Source organism: Halocynthiibacter sp. SDUM655004 (genome assembly GCF_026015885.1).
GTDB lineage: Bacteria > Pseudomonadota > Alphaproteobacteria > Rhodobacterales > Rhodobacteraceae > Falsihalocynthiibacter > Falsihalocynthiibacter halioticoli.
In genome coordinates, this window is the sequence record NZ_JAPDUG010000001.1 from 1,536,463 (window position 1) to 1,557,655 (window position 21,193).

The window sequence follows — 21,193 nt, forward strand, 5'->3', positions numbered from 1 at the left end:
AAATGCAAGGGGAGAACCATGCCAACGCGTCCTTATGTCATCGATCAGATGATCACCGCCAAGTCTATCGCCGCACGGATCGAGGAGTTGTCTCGCGAGATCGAGCGTGAATTTTCCAAGACAGACAAGCTTGTTGTCGTTGGGCTTTTGCGCGGCTCATTTGTCTTCATTGCGGATATCGTGCGGGAACTTGATTTGCCTGTTGAAGTCGATTTCCTCGAGGCTTCGTCTTATGGTGACGGTACGGAAAGCAGCCGCGAAGTGCGCATCCTGAAAGACCTGCGCGGTGCCATTGAAGGCCGTGATGTTCTGGTTGTTGAGGACATTGTGGACACAGGCCATACGCTCACCCATGTGACGCATCTTTTGAACTCCCGAAATCCTGCAAAGCTCAAGACGATTTGCCTGCTCGACAAGCCATCGCGCCGTGAGGTTGACATCAAATCCGACTGGACCGGATTTGAAATTCCGGACGAATTCGTCGTAGGTTACGGCATTGATTTTGCACAAAGAAACCGCAACCTCCCCTATATCGGCAAGGTGCGCTTTACCGAAGAATGAGCCTTAATCCGCGCCACTTACTACGCATGTCGCGCTGGAGCCGCAGACCGCCTTCCACGCGGCGCGTGATACTCGTTTTTGGTGTGGTGCTCCTGTGTTTGGCCTTGTCTGGATTGGAGCGGTTTGTCGGCATTCCCGAGGGCTTGCAGCGCGAGCCAAACCCCAAAATTCGCATCGAATAGCTCTGTATCGGTTCTGCAACAAGGTTTTGGTAATGTTTCGCGGTCTATAGGTACAAGACCGCTTTGCAAGTATCGAAGTTGGTAGTTGAGTATCGAGTAAGAATACATTTGTTAGGAAGAATTATGGCTAAGCGCAGTTTGTTTTGTGCGTTCGTTGCCAGCGTTGCGGCCACACAAGTCGCCGCAGAAGTCAGCGCGCCAAACGGAATATATATCCGCGGTGACGTGGGGCTTGAACGGTTTTCTGTTTTTGGAGACAGCGAAACGACCTTCTCCGGCCGTCTTGATTTTGGGATTAGCCCGGATCAACATTCCTCTAATCTCGGCCCCTTCGGTTTACATTTCGCAATAGAAGGCCTTGATGGCCCGGGCGGAGATGATCCTAAAGCGTTTTATGCTGCAGTGAGTTATACAGGTGACTTTGGTCGCTTTTCGATTGGGGCGCCGCGTCCGGTAACCGACGAGGGCTATTTTGACACGCACCTCTTCCTAGGCAGCACATGGCTTGATTTTGAGCTTGGACAATTAACACGCTCTTGGGTTTCCAACGCTTATTTGTTTTCAAATTCAGATGATCGCCCGATTGGCGCCCGCTGGGACGGGCAGTTTTCCAACACCAAAGTCGGCATTTCCTACAACCAAATGGACGACCTTGATCTAAGGGATTGGAATCTTGCCGTTCGCCACGATTTCCCAGTAAGCGATCAGGGTTATCAATTCGCTGTATATGGCGGCCTTGAGTGGACCACACTTCAGGACTATGACCAGTTCCTCTATCGCATCGGTATCGAGGCACATTCGACAGAGTTCAACGCAGGGCTTCGCTGGGATCGACTGGAATCGCCCTTTGAAAATACGATCACGGCCTATGCCGATTATAACATCGTACGTAATGCCTCGGTTGGCGTTGACCTTATGTATAGCGACGGCTTTTCCGGCGAATTGGTCTATGGCCTAAATGGCAAGTATCGGTTTTTTAACGATGGATGGCTCAACGTCTTTATTGGCAGCAATGTCCATAACACAGACTATTTCTACGGTGCCGGGCTTGGGCAACATTTCTAGCTGATATCGTAGCTGTTCGTAGAACAGGTTACACAAAACCAAAAGCGCTCCGAACACATGTCGGAGCGCTTTCATAAATTGTTAGTTCATATTTTGTTAGGCTTTTGTCGCGAACTTTGCTTCGCGGGCTGCCCGCAATTGCGCGAAGTCGTCGCCAGCATGGTATGAACTGCGCGTCAGTGGCGTCGCAGAGACCATGAGGAAACCTTTGCCATAGGCGGCCTTCTCATAGGTCTTGAACTCCTCAGGTGTTACAAACCGATCAACGGCATGGTGTTTGGGCGTCGGTTGGAGATACTGCCCGATCGTCAAGAAATCGATATCTGCAGCGCGCATGTCTTCCATCACTTGCATCACAGCTTGTTTGTCTTCGCCAAGACCAACCATAATGCCGGACTTCGTAAACATCGTCGGGTCCATCTCTTTGACGCGCTGCAAAAGACGCAAGCTGTGGAAATAGCGCGCACCTGGGCGCACCTCTGGATAGAGGCCGGGAACCGTTTCGAGGTTATGGTTGAAAACGTCAGGCCGCGCTTCGACGACAATCTCAAGCACCTTAGGATCGCATCGAATAAAGTCCGGCGTCAAAATCTCGATAGTCGTATTCGGGGATTGCTGGCGAATGGCTCTAATCGTCTGAGCAAAATGCTCTGCTCCGCCGTCCTCAACATCGTCGCGATCAACCGAGGTGATCACCACGTGGTTCAATCCGAGCTTCTTGACTGCAGCAGCAACGCGACCAGGCTCAAACGGGTCAAGGTCTTCGGGCGGCTTACCGGTTGCAATATTGCAGAACGTACAGGCCCGAGTACAGACCTCACCCATGATCATCATCGTGGCATGGCCTTGCGACCAGCATTCACCAACGTTCGGACAGCCTGCTTCTTCACAAACCGTCGTCAGCGCATTGTCCCGCATGATCTTGTGGGTCTCGGCATAGCCTTTGCCGCCCGGCGCTTTTACCCGAATCCAACTTGGTTTCTTAGGTTGAGCGTTATCAGGGTTCTTGGCTTTCTCTGGATGGCGCTGGGCCGGAATCTTGAGATCACGCATGATTTCTCCTCACAATTTGCCCGTGTATAACGGTTTTTTGTCGGGAATGGGAAGCGTTTGAATCGTCGCGGTGAGCAGCTATGCAGCAAACTCAACGCTGCGCATATGAGGAAAATCAGTATAGCCCCAAGCCCGTCGTGGATTCGGGCTTCGAGCAATCCTCCTAAGGAGGGAAAAAACGCGGGGCAATCTAAGCAAATTCAAGCGCTTTGACGCTGCCCCACTCGCAAAATCTTTTGTGCGTGGCCTGTTACGTAAAGCAGGTCAGCATCCACTTATTGGCCCACATCCGAATGGACTTAGCCAATCAGCGGACCGTGCTCGCCATAACGGTGCTTGTAGTAGGCAGCTAATCGCGACAATGCGATCCGTAGGATGACTTTTCCACTTCGGGCGCACCACCCCATTTCCTTTTCTGCCGCTTCAAGCCCCTCAAGCTTGCAAACACAGCGCAGGACCACGTCACCGAGGTCTTGTCCGAGTTCTCTGAGCGCATCGCGCGCACGCTCGTGTGCTTCTTTGTGCTTTGAATTGGCAAAGGGAATTATAGGGTTGTCGTTCGCATACGCCCCTTCGTAGATGTAGTTTTCCCAGATATCATCACATTGATACCCAAGCTGCGCGAGTTCGAAATCCTCCCGAATCCGTTCGCCCGCTGCTATCATCTCGTCCGTCAAAAGCGGGTTACCATCCGGATCACGGCGGCGGGACAACATCGTTAATGGGGTTTCCGCAAGGTTTGTTTTGCGTAAGTTGACCTCAATCGCGCGACTGGACGGCGCAGGGGAAAATGCGGCTTGGCTTTCGGCGAACCCAACAGGTGTCGTCATAGGCGACACGCCACCGCATTTCAGAAATGCACGGCCTTGGGGTGTGATCTCATAGAGCGTGACTTTGCCGGATTTTACACAATTTATCCAGTCATTTAGCGCCATAACTTCAGCCACACTACGGTGCAATATTGCTGTGCGCGTGGATTGCCCACTTGGCAAATCGCGCAGAACAACCGCCTGCTCCATTTCTTCCCCCACAAGCAAGCGCGAGCCTAGTTCACAAAGTCGCTTAAGAATCCGCCGCGCCTCTTGTACAAGCTCTTGATCCTCTTCAGTTGGTGTTTCGGGGCGCGCTGGCAAAACGATTTTTTTGGCCGTTTCGATATCCTCCGGCGGCTGAAAATGACTTTTGCCCAAGCGCTTCAAACCAAGATCTACGAGCAAGTCATCGCGACGTGATTCAAATTTATGAATTTGCCGCATTACCGTTGATGCATGGCACCCGACCGCCCGTGCAACAGCCCGAATAGACAACCCCGTCTCTGTATGAAGCAGGTACCGCTCGGCAGTTTGCGGCACCCAGTGTGGCAACGGATCCTGATGCAAACAGGTATCCATAACATCCCCCATGAAGAGTCTCCTTGTTGTGGTTTTGGATTGAAGTACGCGAGCAAACCGAAATACACATGGTTACCCAAAGGTTAAAAAATACCAGTTTCGCTATCCTTGGGTTTAATTACTAAACAATCCGTAAACACGCGTACGGCGAGTCAAATTACGCGCAACACACGCATAGGTTGTGTTTGATTAAAGCATCCAAGAAACACCGGAGGCTTTATGAACGACATCAAATCAATGCTGAAAATGCTGCATCGCCCACGCATTCTCATTCGCGCCGCTCGTCATGGGTTACGCGACTACAATCGAACACGTGATCTCAAACGGCTATTGCGTTTGGAGCAAATCCCAAGTTCGGGCCAAGCACTCATCACCTTGATCAACGAGGAGCGCGCCCTCGAAAACAAGCGCAAATCCGGGGAAGCCAGCTATTCGGTTATGCGTCACATTGAGGTTCTTGTTGCACTCATGGGAGAAGCACAGCTTTATACACAATCAGATGAAATCCCGCGTTCGCATTTGCGCGTCGTTGGATAACCCTGATCTCGGCAGGGTTAGGTCAAGGAATCTGGTAAACTCGACTTCTTTTCAGCTATATAGGTTCGAAGTTTACTCTCTATTTCCGGATCAAGAGGCGGTTGTTGGTAACTGGCCAGAAGCGATTTCACCTTGGCGGCTGCGAGGTTTTCGGTATCGCGTGATCCCTCGTCCTGCCATGTTTCGAATGGCTTATAATCCAACACATCACTGCGCCAAAACGCGTCCTGATAATTCGCTTGGGTATGGGCACAGCCGAGGTAATGCCCACCTGGGCCAACCTCTTCGATTGCACTCATGGCCTGGGCATTTTCGTCGTTCGATATACCCGCGGCCATTTTGTGCAAAGCACCAAGCTGGTCGGCATCCATGACGAACTTTTCGAAAGACGCGACCAACCCGCCTTCAAGCCAACCGCAGGCGTGTAACATGAAATTCACCCCGCCCAGCAGGGCCGCATTCAGCGTGTTTGCAGTTTCGTATCCCGCTTGTGCGTCGGGAAGTTTTGAGCCGCAAAGCCCTCCGCCAGATCTAAAGGGAAGGTTAAGCCGGCGCGCCAACTGCCCTGCCCCGTAAAGGATTTGTGAAGATTCGGGAGTTCCAAAGGTTGGGGCGCCGGAATTCATATCAATAGACGCCACAAAGGCTCCGAAAATCACAGGAGCGCCAGGGCGAATTAACTGAGAATAAGCCACACCAGCCAGAACCTCGGCCAAGACCTGCGTCAGCGTTCCAACAACCGAAACGGGCGCCATCGCTCCGCCAACGATAAACGGCGAGATGATGCACGCTTGATTTGCCTTCGCGTACACTTCAAGCGCCCCCATCATGATCGAGTCAAATGTAAGCGGCGAGTTAATGTTGATGAGCGAGGTCATCACCGTGTTATCGCGAACAAAATCCTTGCCGAACAGAATTTCGCACATCTCGACGGAGTCTTGCGCGCGGCTTGGCTCTGTCACGGACCCCATAAAAGGTTTATCCGACAACGTCATGTGCGCGAGCAACATATCAAGATGCCGTTTATTTACAGTAATATCAGTCGGTTCACAGACGGTGCCGCCAGACAAATGCAGGTATTTGGACATATATCCAAGGCGGACAAAATTCTCGAAATCGTCCATCACAGCATAACGACGACCACCCTCAATATCGCGCACAAACGGCGGCCCATAGACCGGAGCAAGTACAAGATTATCGCCACCAATGGTGACGCTTCGTTCTGGGTTTCTTGCGTGGTGCGTAAATTGCGACGGCGCGGTTTTGCACAATTCGCGCGCCAACCCTCGTGGAATCCGAACACGATCCCCATCAATCTCTGCGCCCGCGTTCCGCCAAATCTCTAGGGCTTCTGGATTCTCAGGAAACGATACACCAATTTCCTCAAGGACTGTTTCCGCATTGCGTTCAATAATATCCAAAGTCGCCGCATCAATCGGTTCGTAGTTCGGAATGTTCCGCACGATTGTTGGTGCAGTTTCAAAACTCACGGCCTGCCGCGCTGCACGGCGCGCTGCGCCGCCTCCGCCGCGCTTGCGAGCGATTCTCTCTGACATTGGCGTCTTCCTTGTCCTAACCCCTTACATCTAGTCACGCATTTCCGCCTACTCAGGGCGCAAAATGGACATTTTACGACCGAAAGCGACATTTTCAAAAACTGGACACGAATTTCCGCGCCATTCACCGCCTAAAACAGCGCCATGAGCACTGAAATCAAAGCTCGCTCTTGCGCCAACGGGCGCAGCACTTTATTCCCGCCGCATGACAGATATTTCCTCGCACGAGCGCCTCCTTATCATCGACTTCGGTTCGCAAGTGACGCAGCTTATTGCCCGTCGCCTTCGTGAACTCTCGGTCTATTGCGAAATCCATCCGTATCAGAATGTTACGTCAGAGTTCCTGATCGGATTTGCACCCAAAGCGGTGATCCTTTCAGGAGGACCGGCCAGCGTCATGACCGAAGGGTCGCCACGCCCGCCGAAAGAGGTTTTCAACCTCGGCGTTCCGGTGCTTGGTATTTGCTACGGCCAGCAGGTGATGATGCACATGCTGGGCGGTAAGGTTGAACGCGGACATGGCACCGCTGAATTCGGCCGTGCCTATGTTACACCAGAAGATGCTAAACTGCCTCTGCTCGACGGCTGGTTTGATGGCGGCAAGGAACAGGTCTGGATGAGCCACGGCGACCACGTTTCTGCCATCGCGCCGGGTTTTGAGGTTTACGGTACATCGCCAAACGCGCCCTTTGCGATTACAGCCGATACGGAGCGCAACTTCTATGCGGTCCAGTTCCATCCCGAAGTGCATCACACACCGAACGGCGCCAAGCTTTATGAAAACTTCATCAAGCTCGCAGGGTTCTCTGGCGATTGGACCATGGGTGCCTATCGTGAACAGGCGATCGAAGCCATCCGCAAGCAGGTTGGCGACAAGCAGGTGATATGCGGCCTATCTGGCGGCGTTGATAGTTCTGTTGCGGCGGTTCTGATCCACGAAGCGATTGGCGATCAACTGACCTGTGTGTTTGTTGACCACGGTTTGCTGCGAAAAGGTGAGGCCGAAGAGGTCGTGACCATGTTCCGCGATCACTACAACATGAAGCTGATCCACGCCGACGAGCAGGAATTGTTCCTCGGCGCGCTCGATGGCCAAGCAGATCCGGAAACCAAACGCAAAATCATCGGCGGGCTGTTCATTGACGTGTTCCAGAAATACGCCAACGAAATCGATGGCGCCGAATATCTGGCCCAAGGCACGCTTTACCCTGATGTCATTGAATCAGTTAGCTTTTCCGGCGGCCCTTCGGTGACAATCAAAAGCCACCACAACGTTGGCGGCTTGCCCGAAAAGATGGGCCTCAAGCTGGTAGAGCCACTGCGCGAATTGTTCAAAGACGAGGTGCGCGCGCTCGGAACCGAGCTTGGCCTGCCGAAGAGTTTCATTGGTCGGCACCCCTTCCCTGGCCCCGGCCTTGCAATCCGCTGCCCCGGTGAAATCACACGCGCCAAACTCGACATCCTCCGCGAAGCCGATGCGGTCTATATCGACCAAATCCGCAAGCACGGCCTCTATGACGAAATCTGGCAAGCCTTTGTTGCGATCCTCCCTGTGCGCACCGTTGGCGTTATGGGCGATGGGCGCACCTATGACTACGCCTGCGCGCTGCGTGCGGTGACATCGGTAGACGGTATGACCGCGGATTATTACCCGTTCAGCCACGAGTTCCTTGGCGAAACCGCAACGCGGATCATCAACGAGGTCGAAGGTATCAACCGCGTCACTTATGACATCACCTCTAAGCCTCCGGGCACAATCGAATGGGAATAACTCAGGGTCTGCTGCAAAACTCTCGAGTTCCCTGCGTTTTTCTCATGGTCCCATGGGGGCAAGAAAATTGTCGTTAAGGGAAATCAAGCGGGTCGATGTTGTTAAATGGATTGCCACGGTCGTGCAATTGTTCGGCTATGGCTTAACGGGTCTGAACCTTGTCCCCTACAACATCTATCTGTTTTTCATAGGAATTTTCCTATGGTTTTCAGTTGGCGTCATGTGGGAAGACAAGGCGATCATGGTTGTTCATTTGGGGGCGTTTCTTTCGCTCCTCTTTGGGTATTTAAACGCATAATCAAAGTCTTCTCTGTCTACCGACCGAGTACGCATACACCGTGGGATGTGATGGCCGCCCGTGAATCCCAGTTCTCAGCAATGGCAACGCAGGATTTGAATTGACACAGGTTTCTCTGCTGATACCTGTTTCTCGCTCTATTTGGATCTCGCCTCATGTCAGAACAAACACTCCCCACCATTAAACCCGCCGCAATTCGCGGGGCGTTTTGGATGATCGGCGCAATTGTTGCGTTTTCGACGATGGCTGTCGCCGGGCGCGAGATTCTGAACGAGTTGGACACGTTCGAATTAATGCTCTACCGCTCGATCGTTGGCCTATTGATTGTGGTTCCCGTGGCGTTGGCAACCGGAAGCCTGCGCGAGGTCAATACTGATCAATTGCCCCTGCAAATCCTGCGCAACCTGTTTCATTTCACCGGACAGAACCTCTGGTTTCTGGCGCTTACGCTCATTCCATTGGCCCAAGTCTTTGCGATTGAATTCACATCGCCGATCTGGGTGCTTCTGTTTTCTCCACTGCTTCTGGGAGAGCGGCTGACACGCGGGCGCGCAATTGCGGCTTGCTTCGGCTTCATAGGCATTCTGGTTGTGACCCGCCCAACGGTTGAAACCATCAACATCGGCATCATTGCCGCAGCACTTTCCGCGATATGTTTTGCGATGACAAATGTGCTCACACGCAAGTTGACCCGCAGCCAATCAATCACCTGCATTATGGTTTACCTCACCGCGACCCAAACCGTCTTTGGCTTGATCGGCGCAGGGTATGATGGGCACATCACAATCCCAAGTATGGCTTATGTGCCGGCAATTTTCCTTGTTGGTTTATGTGGATTGGTGGCTCATTTCTGTCTGACACGGGCGCTATCCATTGCCCCTGCTCCAACTGTTATGCCGATTGATTTCGCGCGCCTACCACTCATCGCATTGATCGGATTTCTCTTCTATGACGAAGGAATCGACATCTATGTGTTTTACGGCGCGGCGATCATATTCACAGCGAATTATATCAACCTGCTGCGCGAGTCCCGTGAGAATACGGGTCAGTAACCCTATTTTACATGTCTTTTGTAACACAGTTGCGAAACGCTGGCTTAGTTTACGCGGCGTTTACGTTGACGATTTATAGGATTGTTTCCAGCCTGTACCAACAAACGCGAATTCCTTTGGGAGGGAAGATGAATAAACTACTAAGCACAGGCGCGATTCTCGCCAGCTCAACCATCGCAGCACACGCCGGTGGCCTTGAGCGGGCTGATCAAAGCGTCCTGTTCATGTTCGAGAAGGGTTCTTATGCCGAAATCGCTCTCGGCCATGTGAACCCCTCAGTGAGTGGTAGCCTTGATGCTGCACCATCCGTTACATCCGGTGACATGCTCGAGAGCTACACCACGGGTAGCCTGTCTTACAAAACGCAACTGAACGATCAGTGGCATGTTGGTATCCAGCTGTCCGAGCCTCACGGTGCGGATGTCGCTTACCCGACAAGCACGGATTTGCCGTTCCCATATGGTACGGCCTACCCGCTTCAAGGGACAACTGCTCAAGTTGATATCACCAACCTTACGGCAATTGTTCGCTATCAAGCCAACGAGAACGTAAGCGTCTATGGTGGTATGCGCGTGGGAACTGCATCGGGCAAAGTTGATATTCCTTTGCAAGGTTATACCATGAGCACCAATCGTCAGGCTGACTATGGCTACCTCGCCGGTGTGGCGTATGAACGGCCAGATATCGCGTTGCGCGTGGCTCTGACCTATAACTCCGCAATCACGCACGAGTTTTCCGTCGAAGAAAATGGCGCGCCAAGCCTACCATTTGAAACGACTATGCCACAGTCGGTAAACCTCGAGTTTCAGACAGGCATTGCAGCAGACACGCTCCTCTTTGGCGTCGTACGTTGGGTTGACTGGTCTGAGTTCGACATCTCGCCTGCTGGCTATGCCATGGCGACAGGTGGCGACTCGCTCGTGTCCTACGACGAAGATACCGTCAGCTACCGTCTCGGTATCGGCCGTCAGTTCACTGACGCATGGTCTGGTGCACTCACAATTGGATACGAAGGACAAAGCTCCGGCTTTACCGGCAACCTCGGGCCGACAAATGGCTACACAACTGTCGGCGTTGCAGCATCCTACACACATGACAACATGAAAATCACCGCCGGCATTCAATACGCCGCAATTGGTGAAGCCAACACTGATCTTGGCGCTTTCGGAACAACAACGTTCGACGACAACTCTGCAATCGGCGCTGGCGTTCGTATCGGCTTTAGCTACTAAAGCTTCGATACCAAACAAATTGGGCCCTGCCAGCAACGGCGGGGCCTTTTCTTTTGCCTTGGTTTTAACGGCAATTGACCCACTCCATTCCGCTGGCTAGGACAGGGCAAACTGTACAGAGGCCGCATCATGATCCCCGCCGCAAAAGACTGGCTTGCATCCCCGAACAAAAAGGTTCTCCTTTTTGGAATGTCCGGCCTTGGAAAAACGCATGTCTCCAATATGTTGCGGGCAACTGGCGCGTGGTTTCACTATTCAATCGATTATCGCATTGGCACCCGTTACATGGGTGAACACATCGTCGACAATTTCAAATTCCACGCGATGAAGGACCCTTTCCTCGCGGAACTTCTACGCAGCGACAGCATCTATATCGGCTCCAACATAACCTTCAACAACCTCGCGCCGCTCTCGACCTACCTCGGCAAGCCGGGCAATCCTGATCTAGGCGGACTTCCTTGTAAAGAATACCGCCGCCGCCAAGACCTCCACCGTACCGCCGAAATCAACGCTCTGCAGGACACCCCGCATTTCATAAACCGTGCCAAAGCGCTCTATGGCTATCCCAATTTTGTCTGCGACACCGGCGGTTCAATTTGCGAAGTCGTTGATCCATGGGACGAAAATGATCCCGTACTGAAATCCCTTGCCGAAAACACCCTTATGGTCTGGATCCAAGGTAGCGAAGCCCATACCGACGCGCTTATCTCCCGCTTCGATAAAAGCCCCAAGCCGATGTACTATCAGCCAGAGTTTCTCGAAAGGGTTTGGAGCGAATACTTAAGTGATAACAAACTACAAGAAGGCGAAGTTAATCCTGATGATTTCGTTCGCTCCGCCTATGCTCGAGCGCTGGAAGCCCGCCAACCGCGCTATGCTGCCATGGCGGAAAATTGGGGCGTGAGCGTTTGTGCGGAAGACGTAGCGCAATCCACCACACCTGACGCCTTTGTCGCCCTCATCGGGAAGGCCCTTGAGAAGCGCGCAAAGGCCGCTTAAGTCTAGCACTCCGTAGTCAATAACCTTCAAGCAACACACCAATCTCACAAAGAGAGTGACCAATGCCCATCAAGATTCCATCCGACCTGCCCGCTTACTCCGTTCTGTCGAACGAGGGCGTTATGGTGATGGACGAGAAGCTGGCCGCTCGGCAGGATATTCGCCCGCTGCAAATCGGTCTTCTCAACTTGATGCCCAAGAAAATCCAGACTGAAACGCAGTTTGCCCGCCTGATCGGTGCAACGCCGCTCCAGATCGAGCTCACTTTGATCCGTATGAGCGAGCATCAGACCAAGAACACCGCGGCGGAGCATATGGAAGCGTTCTATCACGCATTCTCCGACGTTAAGGATCGTAAGTTCGACGGTCTCCTCATCACAGGCGCTCCAATTGAGCACCTGCCCTTTGAAGATGTGACCTATTGGGACGAGTTGGTTGAAGTCATGGACTGGACCCAAACCAATGTGCATTCGACACTTGGAATTTGTTGGGGCGGCATGGCCATGATCAACCACTTCCATGGCATTAAAAAGCATTTGCTGGACCACAAGCTGTTCGGCTGCTTCCGCCATCAGAACCTCAAACCGAATTCGCCGTTTTTGCGTGGATTTTCAGATGATTGCGTCGTACCCGTTTCGCGCTGGACAGAGATTCGGCAGGACGAGATAGACGCCACGGATAATGTCACAACACTGCTCGGCAGTGAGGAAGCCGGACCTTGTCTTGTTCAGGATCCGGACCACCGAGCGCTCTATATTTTCAATCACTTTGAATATGACAGCGGCACACTCAAAGAAGAATACGATCGCGACATTGCCGACGGTACGCCAATCAATGTGCCGCAGAATTATTATCCGAACGATGACCCAACCCAGACCCCGCAGAACAGATGGCGCAGTCACGCGCACCTGCTCTATGGGAATTGGTTGAACGAAATCTATCAGACAACACCGTTTGACCTCGCCAAAATCGGCACCTAAGCCATTGATACGGCGAGATTTGCGCGTCATACTCGATAGAAATAGGGAGGCAGGCTATGCAATTGCCCTTTGACGGAGCGATTAGCGCGTTTTTCACCAATGACGCACCAGAAGAGGTTCGCGCCGCTATTCAAGCCGCGGACAAGGACGAGATTCTCGCGCCGGATTACCCCTATGATCAGTTGATGAAGCGCAAAGACTACGAAGACGAAATGGACGCGCTTCAGTGTGAATTGGTTAAGCTACAAGCCGATGTCAAAGCAACGGGAAAGCGTGTAATCGTCGTTTTCGAAGGCCGTGATGCGGCAGGAAAAGGCGGCTGTATCAAGCGTTTACGCGAGAATCTTAATCCACGAGTAGCGCGGATTGTAGCGCTCTCGAAACCCACAGATCGCGAAAGCGGAGAGTGGTTTTTCCAGCGATATGTTGATCACCTCCCTACAGAGGGCGAATTCGCGTTGTTTGATCGCAGTTGGTACAACCGCGGCGTTGTCGAACACGTTTTCGATTTCTGCACTGCGAGCGAACGCGCGCATTTCTTCTCGCAATTGCCGAGTTTTGAAATGATGCTCGCCGACGAAGGCTATCATTTCGTTAAAATCTGGCTCAACGTCAGCCGCGCAGAGCAACTCCGCCGCTTCCTCGAACGCGAGCAAGATCCACTCAAGCAATGGAAACTAAGCTGGATCGATGTGGAAGGCCTGAAACGCTGGGATACTTATTCGGACGCAATTCGCGAGACGTTCGAGAAGAGCCATTTCGACTATGCGCCATGGACGGTCATACGTTCCGACGACAAGCGCCGCGCACGGCTTGAAGTGATTAAATCTGTCCTGCACGGAATTGATTACAAAGGGAAAAACCCCGTTCCCGACCTAGACACATCAATAACCGGCGGGCCGGAAATCTGGCATGGCTAAAAAGCGCGGATATCATCACGGCAACCTTCGAGAAGCACTCGTCGAAGCGGCACTTGGCTTGATTGAACAAAAAGGGCCGACAGGGTTTACTCTTTCCGAAGCGGCCAAACGCGCGGGCGTGACCCCTGCTGCGGTGTATCGGCACTTCGAAGGACGCGAAGACCTCATCGCAGAGGCTGCTCGACAGGGCTATGAGATTTTCGGGGATTTGATGGAATACGCCTATTCCACAGGCCAACCCTCAGCGCTCGCAAGTTTCGAAGCCACAGGGCGCGCGTATCTCGCCTTTGCCCGCCGCTATCCCGGCCACTACGTCGCTATGTTCGAAAGCGGGATCTCTGTTAACCGGACACCAGAACTCGCCGCGGCCGCCAAACGTGCCAATGGTATTCTCGAAAAGGCGGCCGAGGAGTTGTCTCAGCATATCCCAGCAGACAAACGCCCCCCCGCAAGTATGTTCTCAGCCCATATACTCGCGATGTCTCATGGTGTGGTTGAACTTTTCGCGCGTACGGCCCCTGGTTCGATCGCGCCATTCCCGCCCGAAGACTTGCTTGAAAGCGGCATCGGGATTTACCTGCGGGGTCTTGGGCTTATCGAGAAGGATAGCTAGCTGAACCGCCGTGGTTTCCGCTAGATTTCCTCAAGAACTAAAAATAGCTTCCTCGACGATCTTTCAATCTGCCAAGCATACAAAAAGGGCCCGCAAACCTGCGAGCCCTTTGAAATCTTGCACTGTCCCGAAACGATTAACGCTTGGAGAACTGGAAGCTCTTACGCGCTTTGGCTTTACCGAACTTCTTACGCTCAACAACACGGCTGTCGCGTGTGAGGAAACCGGCTGCTTTCAGAGCGCCGCGCAAGGAGGGTTCGTAAAGCTGCAGAGCTTTGGAGATGCCGTGCTTAACCGCACCAGCCTGACCAGAAAGGCCACCGCCTTTAACAGTTGCAACAACGTCAAATTCACCTTCAACGCCAGCAACCTGGAAAGGCTGGGCAAGGATCATTTGAAGCACTGGGCGCGCAAAGTATACGTTTTGCTCTTTGCCGTTCACGGTCACTTTGCCGGAACCTGGCTTGATCCAAACGCGTGCAACCGCGTCTTTACGCTTACCAGTTGCATAGGAACGGCCAAGCTCGTCACGAACTGGCTCACGAGGAGCCGCAGTTTCAACTTCGGCAACACCTTCAACAACGGTGTTCAGATCGTCGAGTGTTTTGATTTCGTCAGACATGCTTATGCACCCCGCGCGTTTTTGGAGTTCATGGATTTAACGTCCAGCACTTCAGGAGACTGGGCTTCGTGGCCGTGCTCTGTACCTGCGTATACGCGCAGGTTTGTCATAAGCTGACGGCTCAGGCGGTTGCCTGGAAGCATACGCTGAACGGCTTTAGTAACCACGCGCTCTGGGTGCTCGCCTTCGATGATTTGGCGTGCTGTGCGCTGCTTGATGCCACCTGGGTGGCCAGTGTGCCAGTAATAGATCTTGTCGTCGCGCTTTTTACCAGTGAGCTGGATTTTGTCAGCGTTAATGACAATCACGTTGTCGCCCATGTCCATCGAAGGAGTGAACGTAGGCTTGTGCTTGCCGCGCAGGCGCATTGCGATGATCGAAGCGAGACGGCCAAGAACAACGCCTTCAGCGTCGATGATGATCCATTTCTTTTCGATATCCGCAGGTGTTGCAGAGAAGGTTTTCATGAATTTACCCTATCGTTTCCGAATGAGTGCAAAGCCCTCGGCTCTGCAATTAATTGATGGGCGGTTTATAAAGGGGTTTCATGCAGAAACAAGCACAAAAGGACGCGTTTTTTCAAGCAAAAACAACGCAGTACAAATAAGGTAAAATAATACCCCATTAGTTTTGCCCGAAATTCGCTAAATTTCAGGTTCCAATGCATGCTGTTGAAGAATCTCGTTCAGCCGGTGAAGCGCGGCTTTGCCACGCGCATCGTTACCGGGACGGTTTACCGCGATACGAACCGCATTCGGAGACTCTGCATCAGACAGAGCAAACTCATCAGCAGGCTTCACACGTATCCCCTGCTCACCACACACCAGCGCAAACCGAGAGCCACGCCACCCTTGTGGCATCTTGAGCCAAAGGAACGGAGCATCGGGGCGCCATCGAATATCCCATTGACCAAGGATGTTAACGGCATTCTGCACCCGATCTTCGCAACTCGCGACAACACGTTTTCGAATATCGCTGGCCTCTCCGCTCATGATCAGTGTTTCGCATAGGTCGAGGATCGGTTGCGGTAGCCCATAGAAATTGCCTTGCGAGACCTGCCGCGCCATGCGTGAATACTCCGAAGGCGCCACCAAAAAGCCAAACCGCAAACTCGCAGCAACGCTTTTGGTAAGCGATCCAATGTACCAAGATTGCTCCGGCAAGATTGCACGATACGCGGGAGCCTGCGGAGCAGCGATCCTGTGGCAATCATCCTCAATAATTTGCACCGCATACCGCCGTGCAATTTCTGCGAGCTCTCGTTTGCGAGAATACGGAGTTCGAATTGTGGTTGGGCTATGAACTTCCGCCGCAGTCAGCAGGACCTGCCCGCCTTGCTGGCGAATGGCTTCTTCGAAGGCATCGGGCCGAATACCCTCCCCATCCATCCGAAGCCCAACTAGCTCGGCCCGCAAAAGCTGCGCTGCACGGCGCACACCGGGATAGGCCAGTTGCTCCGTCATGATGACCGGTCGAACCCCACGCAGCAGTGCCTGAAGCGCTAGGATTGTGCAGTTCTGCGCGCCCAGTCCGAGCACGACATTATCCGCCTCAAACCTCCCGACATGATCCTCTCCGATCCAATGGCAAACCGCTTTGCGCGCCGCCGCATCGGACGAGGACGTCGGATAATCAACATAGGTATCTTCTGCGCGTTTGGCGGCCTCGATCATATGCCGATTGATAATCTTCCCCTGCCCCACATCAGGAACACGGCACCCACGAAAATCAATGTGATTGTGGTTGCGAACAATGTTGATCAGGCTGTCTTCCGGCAGATCAGACCGCATAAGCCGCTGCGCAACAAAGGTACCGCGACCGACCGCCGCCTCAAGCACACCATCATCCACAAGGATCGAATAGGCCCGCGCAACCGTGCCAGGCGTGATCTGTAGCTGCCAAGCAACCTCTCGCACTGGGGGGAGCTTTTCGCCGACAGGTAAACGTCCATCAACAACGGCTTCGCGAATAGCTTTGGCCAGCGCGCGATACTTTGGACCTTCCGCTTCGGATAGATCAGGAAACCAAATTGTATTCATTACAATCTTTCATTAGACACGGTGCATTCGCAATTGTATCAGTATTGAATAGAACAACTTCAGGATTGTATCAATACACAAAAGGACAGCCCCATGGCTTACTCAACTGCACCCCACGCCCAACCTTTGCATTACTTGCAAAGCCGTAAATCCATCCCCGCACTGGGGCTGATGGCGCTTCGCGTGGCAGTTGTCCTGACAAAATGGGAACAGCGCCGCCGCACGCGAACAGCCCTTTTACACTTATCTGACCATCACTTAAAGGATATCGGACTCACTCGTTCGACAGCCCTCAAGGAAACGCGCAAAAAGTTCTGGCAGGATTAGACATCCCCTCTTCCAGAACCAAACTGACCGGGGTTTTCCCCGGTCTTTTTTGTATCATTACCGGTTATCTTCGCGCTTCGGCGGGATCGCATAAGTCAGTGAGGCGCGCGCAACCGGCGCCTCCATACCTTCGGATTGTATCAATACATCTCCGACCGCCAGAGACTTCCCAAGCTTCAAGATACGCGCCTCGGCAAGCAAATCTTCTCCAGCCACGGGTTTACGCATGAAATCAATATTGGCGTTTGTTGTAACAGCGAGCGCTACTGGGCCGATCCTTGCCAAAACCGCCAGATAAATTGCGACATCAGCCAGCGAGAACATCGCAGGACCAGAAACCGTTCCTCCAGGGCGCAGGTTCCTCTCCGTGATCTTCATACGAACCCGCAACGTCTCTGCGCTAACTTCCTCGACCTCGAAATCCGCAGCGACTTGAGGGAACGCCTCCTGCAGAAAGTCGTTCAACTCCGCACGATCCATTTTCAATTTCATTCCTGCCTCCGCACTTCCTGTGCTAGACTTTCCCTGTAAAGAGAAGGAGATGCAAGATGGTTGGGATTGTTGTTCAAGAAGGCACCGAAGGCGTTGTCACACTTACCATGAGCAGCCCTAAGAACCTTAATGCGTTGTCGGATGAGATGATCGAAGCGCTGACGGGGAGCCTCCTGCGTATCGGCAACGACCCTAAAATCCGCGTGGTGATCCTGCGTGGTGAGGGCAAGGCTTTTTGCGCGGGGCACGACCTCAAGCAAATGACCGCACGCAAAGAAGAGCGCGGTGACTCCTATTATGCCGATCTGTTTCAGCGCTGCGCCAAAATGGTTCTGACCCTCCGCGACCTGCCCCAACCCGTAATCGCGCAAGTTCATGGCGTGGCGACGGCGGCGGGCTGTCAGCTTGTGGCCAGTTGTGACCTTGCCGTTGCCGCAGACACCACGCGCTTTGGCGTGAACGGTGTGAATATCGGGCTATTTTGCTCAACACCGATGGTCGCGCTTTCAAGGAACATCTCACGCAAGAAAGCGTTTGAGCTGCTAACAACAGGTGAGTTTCTGACCGCGGCAGAAGCCGAAACGCATGGGCTGATTAACCACGCCGTTCCTGAAGCAGAACTGGCCACCGCGACCAGAGAGCTCGCTGAAAAGATCGCCGCGAAGCGCGGTGCGGTGGTCAAACTCGGCAAGGAGGCCTTTTACAAGCAGCTCGAACTGCCTCTGGACAAGGCCTATGCCTATACTGGCGATGTGATGGCCCGCAATCTCGCGCTTGATGACACTCAAGAAGGCATTGCGGCCTTCCTTGAAAAACGTGCGCCGAACTGGGATTAGCGCCCCTTAAACAGACCACCTAGAATGCCGCGAACAAGCCGTCGCCCTGTCGTGCCGTTCATCTCTTTAATCACCGCATTGGTCAGTGCGTCTGTCAGGCTCACCTTACGGCTGCGGCTCTGAACGGTTTTCGGTGCTTTCGCGGAACTTCGCCCGACGCGTCCGCCGGAATATCTCCGCGCGGTTTTATATTCGCGTTCCATCGGTGCGAGATCATCGAGCCCCTCCTCGTCTTTCTCTGCTGCCAAAGCGGCTTCATCGGCGCGTTTCGCCAATATTTCATAAGCAGAAGACCGATCCAGAACGGTTTCATATTTCCCTGCAACCGGCGACTCTGCAATCACCGCGCGCCGCGCATCTGAATCGAGCGGGCCAAGTTGTGATGATGGCGGGCGGATTAGGGTACGCTCCACAATGCCAGGCACGCCCTTTTTCTCGAGCATCGAGGTTACAGCCTCGCCCACACCGACTTCGCGAATGGCTTCTTCGGTCGAGAACCGCGGATTTTCCCGATAGGTCTCCGCAGCCATACGAAGCGCCTTACGGTCACGTGCCGTAAAGGCCCGCAGCGCGTGTTGGACGCGATTCCCCAATTGTCCAAGAATATCTTCGGGCACGTCATCAGGGTTTTGCGTAATGAAAAAGACACCAACACCTTTGGATCGGATCAAACGCGCAACCTGCTCTACTTTATCGATCAACGCTTTGCTTGCGCCGTCAAAAAGCAGGTGTGCCTCATCAAAGAAGAAAACAAGCTTCGGTTTGTCGGGGTCGCCCACTTCTGGAAGCTCCTCAAACAATTCCGACAACAACCAAAGCAGGAAGGTGGCGTAAAGCGTCGGGGCGCCCATGAGCTTATCTGCCGCAAGAATGTTAATGCGCCCTTCGCCTGTTTCGGTTTGCAGCACGAGGTCGCTAAGGGCGAGCGCAGGTTCGCCAAACAGTTTTGCTCCACCCTGATTTTCCAGAACCAGCAACCGCCGCTGAATCACACCGATAGATTGGGACGAAATGGTTCCGTAGCGAAGAGTAAGATTGCCTGAATTCTCTCCCAGCCAAACAAGCAACGCCTGCAGGTCTTTTAGATCAAGAAGCGGTAAACCCTCTTCATCCGCCATCCGAAACGCAATATTCAAAACGCCTTCTTGTGCCTCGGTCAATTGCAGCATCCGTGACAACAAGAGTGGCCCCATCTCGGCAACTGTTGTCCGAACGGGGTGACCCTGCTCGCCAAACAAATCCCAGAACGTCACGGGAAACTTACGATATGAATACGTATCAAATCCAATTTTCGCAGCGCGGCTGGTAAAAGCCTCATGCAATTTGAAATCCGCACGCCCTGAAGCCGCCAATCCAGAGAGATCGCCCTTCACATCAGACAGAAAGACAGGAACGCCCTCTGCGGCGAATCCTTCAGCGAGGATTTGGAGCGTCACTGTCTTGCCGGTTCCGGTTGCTCCTGCGATAAGCCCGTGTCGGTTGGCGTATTTCAGTTTCAACCCCTGTGGCAGTGCATACTCTTCTCCGCCGCCACCGATAAAAATCTCGTCTGTCATAATCACTCCATGCGCCCAAAATAATTCCGGCTAAGGACAACAATTTATTAACCTCTTTCGCTCAATCTAGGAGGAGTTCAAGCCGTTGTCTTTAGTTGTTTGAACTGATTTCCTCCCTGTTAGACTGGCCGTGCCTTCGTGGCGCGGCCTTTTTTCGAAAATTTGAATGTTTTCACAAACTTCCCTGTTGACGCATTTAAAATCACCTCGTAGGTTTTTGATCAATAAGTCGGCCCGTCCGACAGGGAGCAAAAATCAGGAAAAGGGTTCTGTACTTCAGAGCCCTTTTTCTTTTCCAAAACAAAAGCCTGCGAGACATTCCTCGATTACAGGTGCGCGCGGCGAGATCTGTTTCAAGCTTGACAAAAATCCGCCGACCACAGGTGAACCTGTGCATGTTTTTCTGACATCGCATTTTATCCATGTTAAATCGGTGCAAATCAATTTAGAGGACGCGAGTACAAATGAAAAAATTCCTTGGTTCTGTAGCGCTTGTCGCCGGATTGTCTGCGGCTGCACCAATGTTTGCACAGGATGCGGACGCCAATTCCGAAAGCAATGACGCTGCAGTTGGTTTATCTCAAGGCGAGCCTGTAAATCCGGGCCTTCCAAGCAAAGAAAACGCACAGGTTGGGCAAGAGTACTTGCTTGAATCCCACGGCGATTGGGACATCCGCTGCGCGAAAACAGAGAATGGTGTAGACCCTTGCCAGCTCTATCAACTTATCTCGAACGCTGAAGCAGACGTTGCGGAGATTTCGCTCTATCCGTTGAAAGACGCTGGCCTTGTTGCCGCAGGCGCAACGATCATCACACCGCTTGGCACTATGCTTGAGCAAGGTGTGGTTCTGATCGTAGACGAAAACGAAGGCCGCCGTTACCCCTACACTTTCTGCTCGAACATTGGGTGTGTTGCGCGCGTTGGCCTGACCAACACAGATATCGAAGGCTTTAAGGAAGGTACTAAAGGCACTGTGAAACTCGTGCCGGTCCAAGCGCCGAACACCGAAGTTGAAGCCTATATGTCGCTTTCGGGCTTCACAGCGGCCTATACCAAAATTCAGGAAATTGCCGCCGCGCAGTAATCATACTGAATTTGCGAAATAGACGA

General features: G+C 52.9%; 22 protein-coding genes. 14 read left to right on the forward strand and 8 right to left on the reverse strand.

Features of this window, described 5'->3' with window-relative positions:
- Window positions 1-18 precede the first annotated feature (18 nt).
- A complete protein-coding gene (gene hpt, locus N9C89_RS07515) occupies window positions 19-561 on the forward strand; it encodes a hypoxanthine phosphoribosyltransferase (protein WP_263953212.1) in 543 nt (180 codons plus the stop codon).
- A gap of 305 nt (window positions 562-866) precedes the next feature.
- Window positions 867-1,808, forward strand: coding sequence for a hypothetical protein (locus tag N9C89_RS07525; protein WP_263953214.1), 942 nt, complete (start codon window positions 867-869; stop codon window positions 1,806-1,808).
- Window positions 1,809-1,904: 96 nt separating this feature from the next.
- Here the strand turns inward: N9C89_RS07525 and lipA are convergent, their stop codons facing one another.
- Both lipA and N9C89_RS07535 read right to left on the reverse strand, forming a co-directional pair.
- The gene (gene lipA, locus N9C89_RS07530; protein WP_263953215.1) at window positions 1,905-2,861 is read right to left on the reverse strand and encodes a lipoyl synthase; all 957 of its coding nucleotides are present in this window, start codon (window positions 2,859-2,861) and stop codon (window positions 1,905-1,907) included.
- 299 nt (window positions 2,862-3,160) lie between these two features.
- Window positions 3,161-4,264 (reverse strand): DUF6456 domain-containing protein, encoded by a 1,104-nt coding sequence (locus tag N9C89_RS07535; protein WP_263953216.1) that lies wholly within the window; start codon window positions 4,262-4,264, stop codon window positions 3,161-3,163.
- A gap of 207 nt (window positions 4,265-4,471) precedes the next feature.
- Between N9C89_RS07535 and N9C89_RS07540 the strand changes: the two genes are divergently transcribed.
- Window positions 4,472-4,789 (forward strand): DUF6477 family protein, encoded by a 318-nt coding sequence (locus N9C89_RS07540; RefSeq protein ID WP_263953217.1) that lies wholly within the window; start codon window positions 4,472-4,474, stop codon window positions 4,787-4,789.
- A gap of 17 nt (window positions 4,790-4,806) precedes the next feature.
- Here N9C89_RS07540 and N9C89_RS07545 read toward each other — a convergent pair whose 3' ends face one another.
- The gene (locus N9C89_RS07545) at window positions 4,807-6,345 is read right to left on the reverse strand and encodes a trimethylamine methyltransferase family protein (RefSeq protein WP_263953218.1); all 1,539 of its coding nucleotides are present in this window, start codon (window positions 6,343-6,345) and stop codon (window positions 4,807-4,809) included.
- A gap of 214 nt (window positions 6,346-6,559) precedes the next feature.
- Here N9C89_RS07545 and guaA point away from each other — a divergent pair, with 214 nt between their 5' ends.
- From guaA to N9C89_RS07585, 8 genes are all read left to right on the forward strand, one after another.
- Window positions 6,560-8,116 carry a glutamine-hydrolyzing GMP synthase gene (gene guaA, locus N9C89_RS07550; RefSeq protein ID WP_394358485.1) on the forward strand — a complete coding sequence of 519 codons (1,557 nt, stop codon included), beginning with the start codon at window positions 6,560-6,562 and terminating at the stop codon, window positions 8,114-8,116.
- Between the two features lie 67 nt (window positions 8,117-8,183).
- Window positions 8,184-8,414, forward strand: a complete 231-nt coding sequence (locus N9C89_RS07555) for a DUF6552 family protein (RefSeq protein WP_263953220.1) — start codon at window positions 8,184-8,186, stop codon at window positions 8,412-8,414.
- Between the two features lie 155 nt (window positions 8,415-8,569).
- A complete protein-coding gene (locus N9C89_RS07560) occupies window positions 8,570-9,466 on the forward strand; it encodes a DMT family transporter (protein WP_263953221.1) in 897 nt (298 codons plus the stop codon).
- Window positions 9,467-9,594: 128 nt separating this feature from the next.
- The gene (locus N9C89_RS07565) at window positions 9,595-10,698 is read left to right on the forward strand and encodes a hypothetical protein (protein ID WP_263953222.1); all 1,104 of its coding nucleotides are present in this window, start codon (window positions 9,595-9,597) and stop codon (window positions 10,696-10,698) included.
- A gap of 126 nt (window positions 10,699-10,824) precedes the next feature.
- A complete protein-coding gene (locus tag N9C89_RS07570; RefSeq protein WP_263953304.1) occupies window positions 10,825-11,697 on the forward strand; it encodes an ATPase in 873 nt (290 codons plus the stop codon).
- Window positions 11,698-11,759: 62 nt separating this feature from the next.
- Window positions 11,760-12,677, forward strand: coding sequence for a homoserine O-acetyltransferase MetA (gene metA, locus N9C89_RS07575; protein ID WP_263953223.1), 918 nt, complete (start codon window positions 11,760-11,762; stop codon window positions 12,675-12,677).
- A gap of 56 nt (window positions 12,678-12,733) precedes the next feature.
- Window positions 12,734-13,597, forward strand: coding sequence for a polyphosphate kinase 2 (gene ppk2 / locus N9C89_RS07580; protein WP_263953224.1), 864 nt, complete (start codon window positions 12,734-12,736; stop codon window positions 13,595-13,597).
- Entirely contained in the window at window positions 13,590-14,210 is a 621-nt protein-coding gene (locus N9C89_RS07585) for a TetR/AcrR family transcriptional regulator (RefSeq protein WP_263953225.1), read from the forward strand. Before ppk2 ends, N9C89_RS07585 begins: the two co-directional genes overlap by 8 nt.
- 136 nt (window positions 14,211-14,346) lie before the next feature.
- Here the strand turns inward: N9C89_RS07585 and rpsI are convergent, their stop codons facing one another.
- The 3 genes from rpsI to N9C89_RS07600 form a co-directional block, all read right to left on the reverse strand.
- Window positions 14,347-14,832 carry a 30S ribosomal protein S9 gene (gene rpsI, locus N9C89_RS07590; RefSeq protein WP_263953226.1) on the reverse strand — a complete coding sequence of 162 codons (486 nt, stop codon included), beginning with the start codon at window positions 14,830-14,832 and terminating at the stop codon, window positions 14,347-14,349.
- Between the two features lie 2 nt (window positions 14,833-14,834).
- Window positions 14,835-15,299: a 50S ribosomal protein L13 gene (rplM, locus tag N9C89_RS07595; RefSeq protein WP_263953227.1), complete on the reverse strand. Its 465-nt coding sequence runs from the start codon at window positions 15,297-15,299 to the stop codon at window positions 14,835-14,837.
- Between the two features lie 177 nt (window positions 15,300-15,476).
- Complete coding sequence (locus tag N9C89_RS07600; RefSeq protein ID WP_263953228.1) at window positions 15,477-16,871, reverse strand: PLP-dependent aminotransferase family protein; 1,395 nt, start codon at window positions 16,869-16,871, stop codon at window positions 15,477-15,479.
- 93 nt (window positions 16,872-16,964) lie between these two features.
- Here N9C89_RS07600 and N9C89_RS07605 point away from each other — a divergent pair, with 93 nt between their 5' ends.
- The gene (locus tag N9C89_RS07605) at window positions 16,965-17,198 is read left to right on the forward strand and encodes a DUF1127 domain-containing protein (protein ID WP_263953229.1); all 234 of its coding nucleotides are present in this window, start codon (window positions 16,965-16,967) and stop codon (window positions 17,196-17,198) included.
- 57 nt (window positions 17,199-17,255) lie between these two features.
- Here N9C89_RS07605 and N9C89_RS07610 read toward each other — a convergent pair whose 3' ends face one another.
- Window positions 17,256-17,690 carry a PaaI family thioesterase gene (locus N9C89_RS07610; protein WP_263953230.1) on the reverse strand — a complete coding sequence of 145 codons (435 nt, stop codon included), beginning with the start codon at window positions 17,688-17,690 and terminating at the stop codon, window positions 17,256-17,258.
- A 56-nt stretch (window positions 17,691-17,746) separates the two neighbouring features.
- Here N9C89_RS07610 and N9C89_RS07615 point away from each other — a divergent pair, with 56 nt between their 5' ends.
- Window positions 17,747-18,526 carry an enoyl-CoA hydratase gene (locus tag N9C89_RS07615; protein WP_263953231.1) on the forward strand — a complete coding sequence of 260 codons (780 nt, stop codon included), beginning with the start codon at window positions 17,747-17,749 and terminating at the stop codon, window positions 18,524-18,526.
- Here the strand turns inward: N9C89_RS07615 and N9C89_RS07620 are convergent.
- Window positions 18,523-20,082 carry a DUF853 domain-containing protein gene (locus N9C89_RS07620; RefSeq protein ID WP_263953232.1) on the reverse strand — a complete coding sequence of 520 codons (1,560 nt, stop codon included), beginning with the start codon at window positions 20,080-20,082 and terminating at the stop codon, window positions 18,523-18,525. The two genes, N9C89_RS07615 and N9C89_RS07620, sit on opposite strands and share 4 nt — an antisense overlap.
- Window positions 20,083-20,546: 464 nt before the next feature.
- Between N9C89_RS07620 and N9C89_RS07625 the strand changes: the two genes are divergently transcribed.
- Window positions 20,547-21,167 (forward strand): invasion associated locus B family protein, encoded by a 621-nt coding sequence (locus N9C89_RS07625; RefSeq protein WP_263953233.1) that lies wholly within the window; start codon window positions 20,547-20,549, stop codon window positions 21,165-21,167.
- Window positions 21,168-21,193: the final 26 nt, after the last annotated feature.

What these genes read in the sequence shown, in the direction of transcription:
- hpt (WP_263953212.1), top strand. Translation starts at nt 19, where the DNA reads ATGCCAACGCGTCCTTATGTCATCGATCAGATGATCACCGCCAAGTCT.
- N9C89_RS07525 (WP_263953214.1), top strand. Translation starts at nt 867, where the DNA reads ATGGCTAAGCGCAGTTTGTTTTGTGCGTTCGTTGCCAGCGTTGCGGCC.
- lipA (WP_263953215.1), bottom strand. Translation starts at nt 2,861, where the DNA reads ATGCGTGATCTCAAGATTCCGGCCCAGCGCCATCCAGAGAAAGCCAAG.
- N9C89_RS07535 (WP_263953216.1), bottom strand. Translation starts at nt 4,264, where the DNA reads ATGGGGGATGTTATGGATACCTGTTTGCATCAGGATCCGTTGCCACAC.
- N9C89_RS07540 (WP_263953217.1), top strand. Translation starts at nt 4,472, where the DNA reads ATGAACGACATCAAATCAATGCTGAAAATGCTGCATCGCCCACGCATT.
- N9C89_RS07545 (WP_263953218.1), bottom strand. Translation starts at nt 6,345, where the DNA reads ATGTCAGAGAGAATCGCTCGCAAGCGCGGCGGAGGCGGCGCAGCGCGC.
- N9C89_RS07560 (WP_263953221.1), top strand. Translation starts at nt 8,570, where the DNA reads ATGTCAGAACAAACACTCCCCACCATTAAACCCGCCGCAATTCGCGGG.
- N9C89_RS07565 (WP_263953222.1), top strand. Translation starts at nt 9,595, where the DNA reads ATGAATAAACTACTAAGCACAGGCGCGATTCTCGCCAGCTCAACCATC.
- metA (WP_263953223.1), top strand. Translation starts at nt 11,760, where the DNA reads ATGCCCATCAAGATTCCATCCGACCTGCCCGCTTACTCCGTTCTGTCG.
- ppk2 (WP_263953224.1), top strand. Translation starts at nt 12,734, where the DNA reads ATGCAATTGCCCTTTGACGGAGCGATTAGCGCGTTTTTCACCAATGAC.
- N9C89_RS07585 (WP_263953225.1), top strand. Translation starts at nt 13,590, where the DNA reads ATGGCTAAAAAGCGCGGATATCATCACGGCAACCTTCGAGAAGCACTC.
- rpsI (WP_263953226.1), bottom strand. Translation starts at nt 14,832, where the DNA reads ATGTCTGACGAAATCAAAACACTCGACGATCTGAACACCGTTGTTGAA.
- rplM (WP_263953227.1), bottom strand. Translation starts at nt 15,299, where the DNA reads ATGAAAACCTTCTCTGCAACACCTGCGGATATCGAAAAGAAATGGATC.
- N9C89_RS07600 (WP_263953228.1), bottom strand. Translation starts at nt 16,871, where the DNA reads ATGAATACAATTTGGTTTCCTGATCTATCCGAAGCGGAAGGTCCAAAG.
- N9C89_RS07605 (WP_263953229.1), top strand. Translation starts at nt 16,965, where the DNA reads ATGGCTTACTCAACTGCACCCCACGCCCAACCTTTGCATTACTTGCAA.
- N9C89_RS07610 (WP_263953230.1), bottom strand. Translation starts at nt 17,690, where the DNA reads ATGAAATTGAAAATGGATCGTGCGGAGTTGAACGACTTTCTGCAGGAG.
- N9C89_RS07615 (WP_263953231.1), top strand. Translation starts at nt 17,747, where the DNA reads ATGGTTGGGATTGTTGTTCAAGAAGGCACCGAAGGCGTTGTCACACTT.
- N9C89_RS07620 (WP_263953232.1), bottom strand. Translation starts at nt 20,082, where the DNA reads ATGACAGACGAGATTTTTATCGGTGGCGGCGGAGAAGAGTATGCACTG.
- N9C89_RS07625 (WP_263953233.1), top strand. Translation starts at nt 20,547, where the DNA reads ATGAAAAAATTCCTTGGTTCTGTAGCGCTTGTCGCCGGATTGTCTGCG.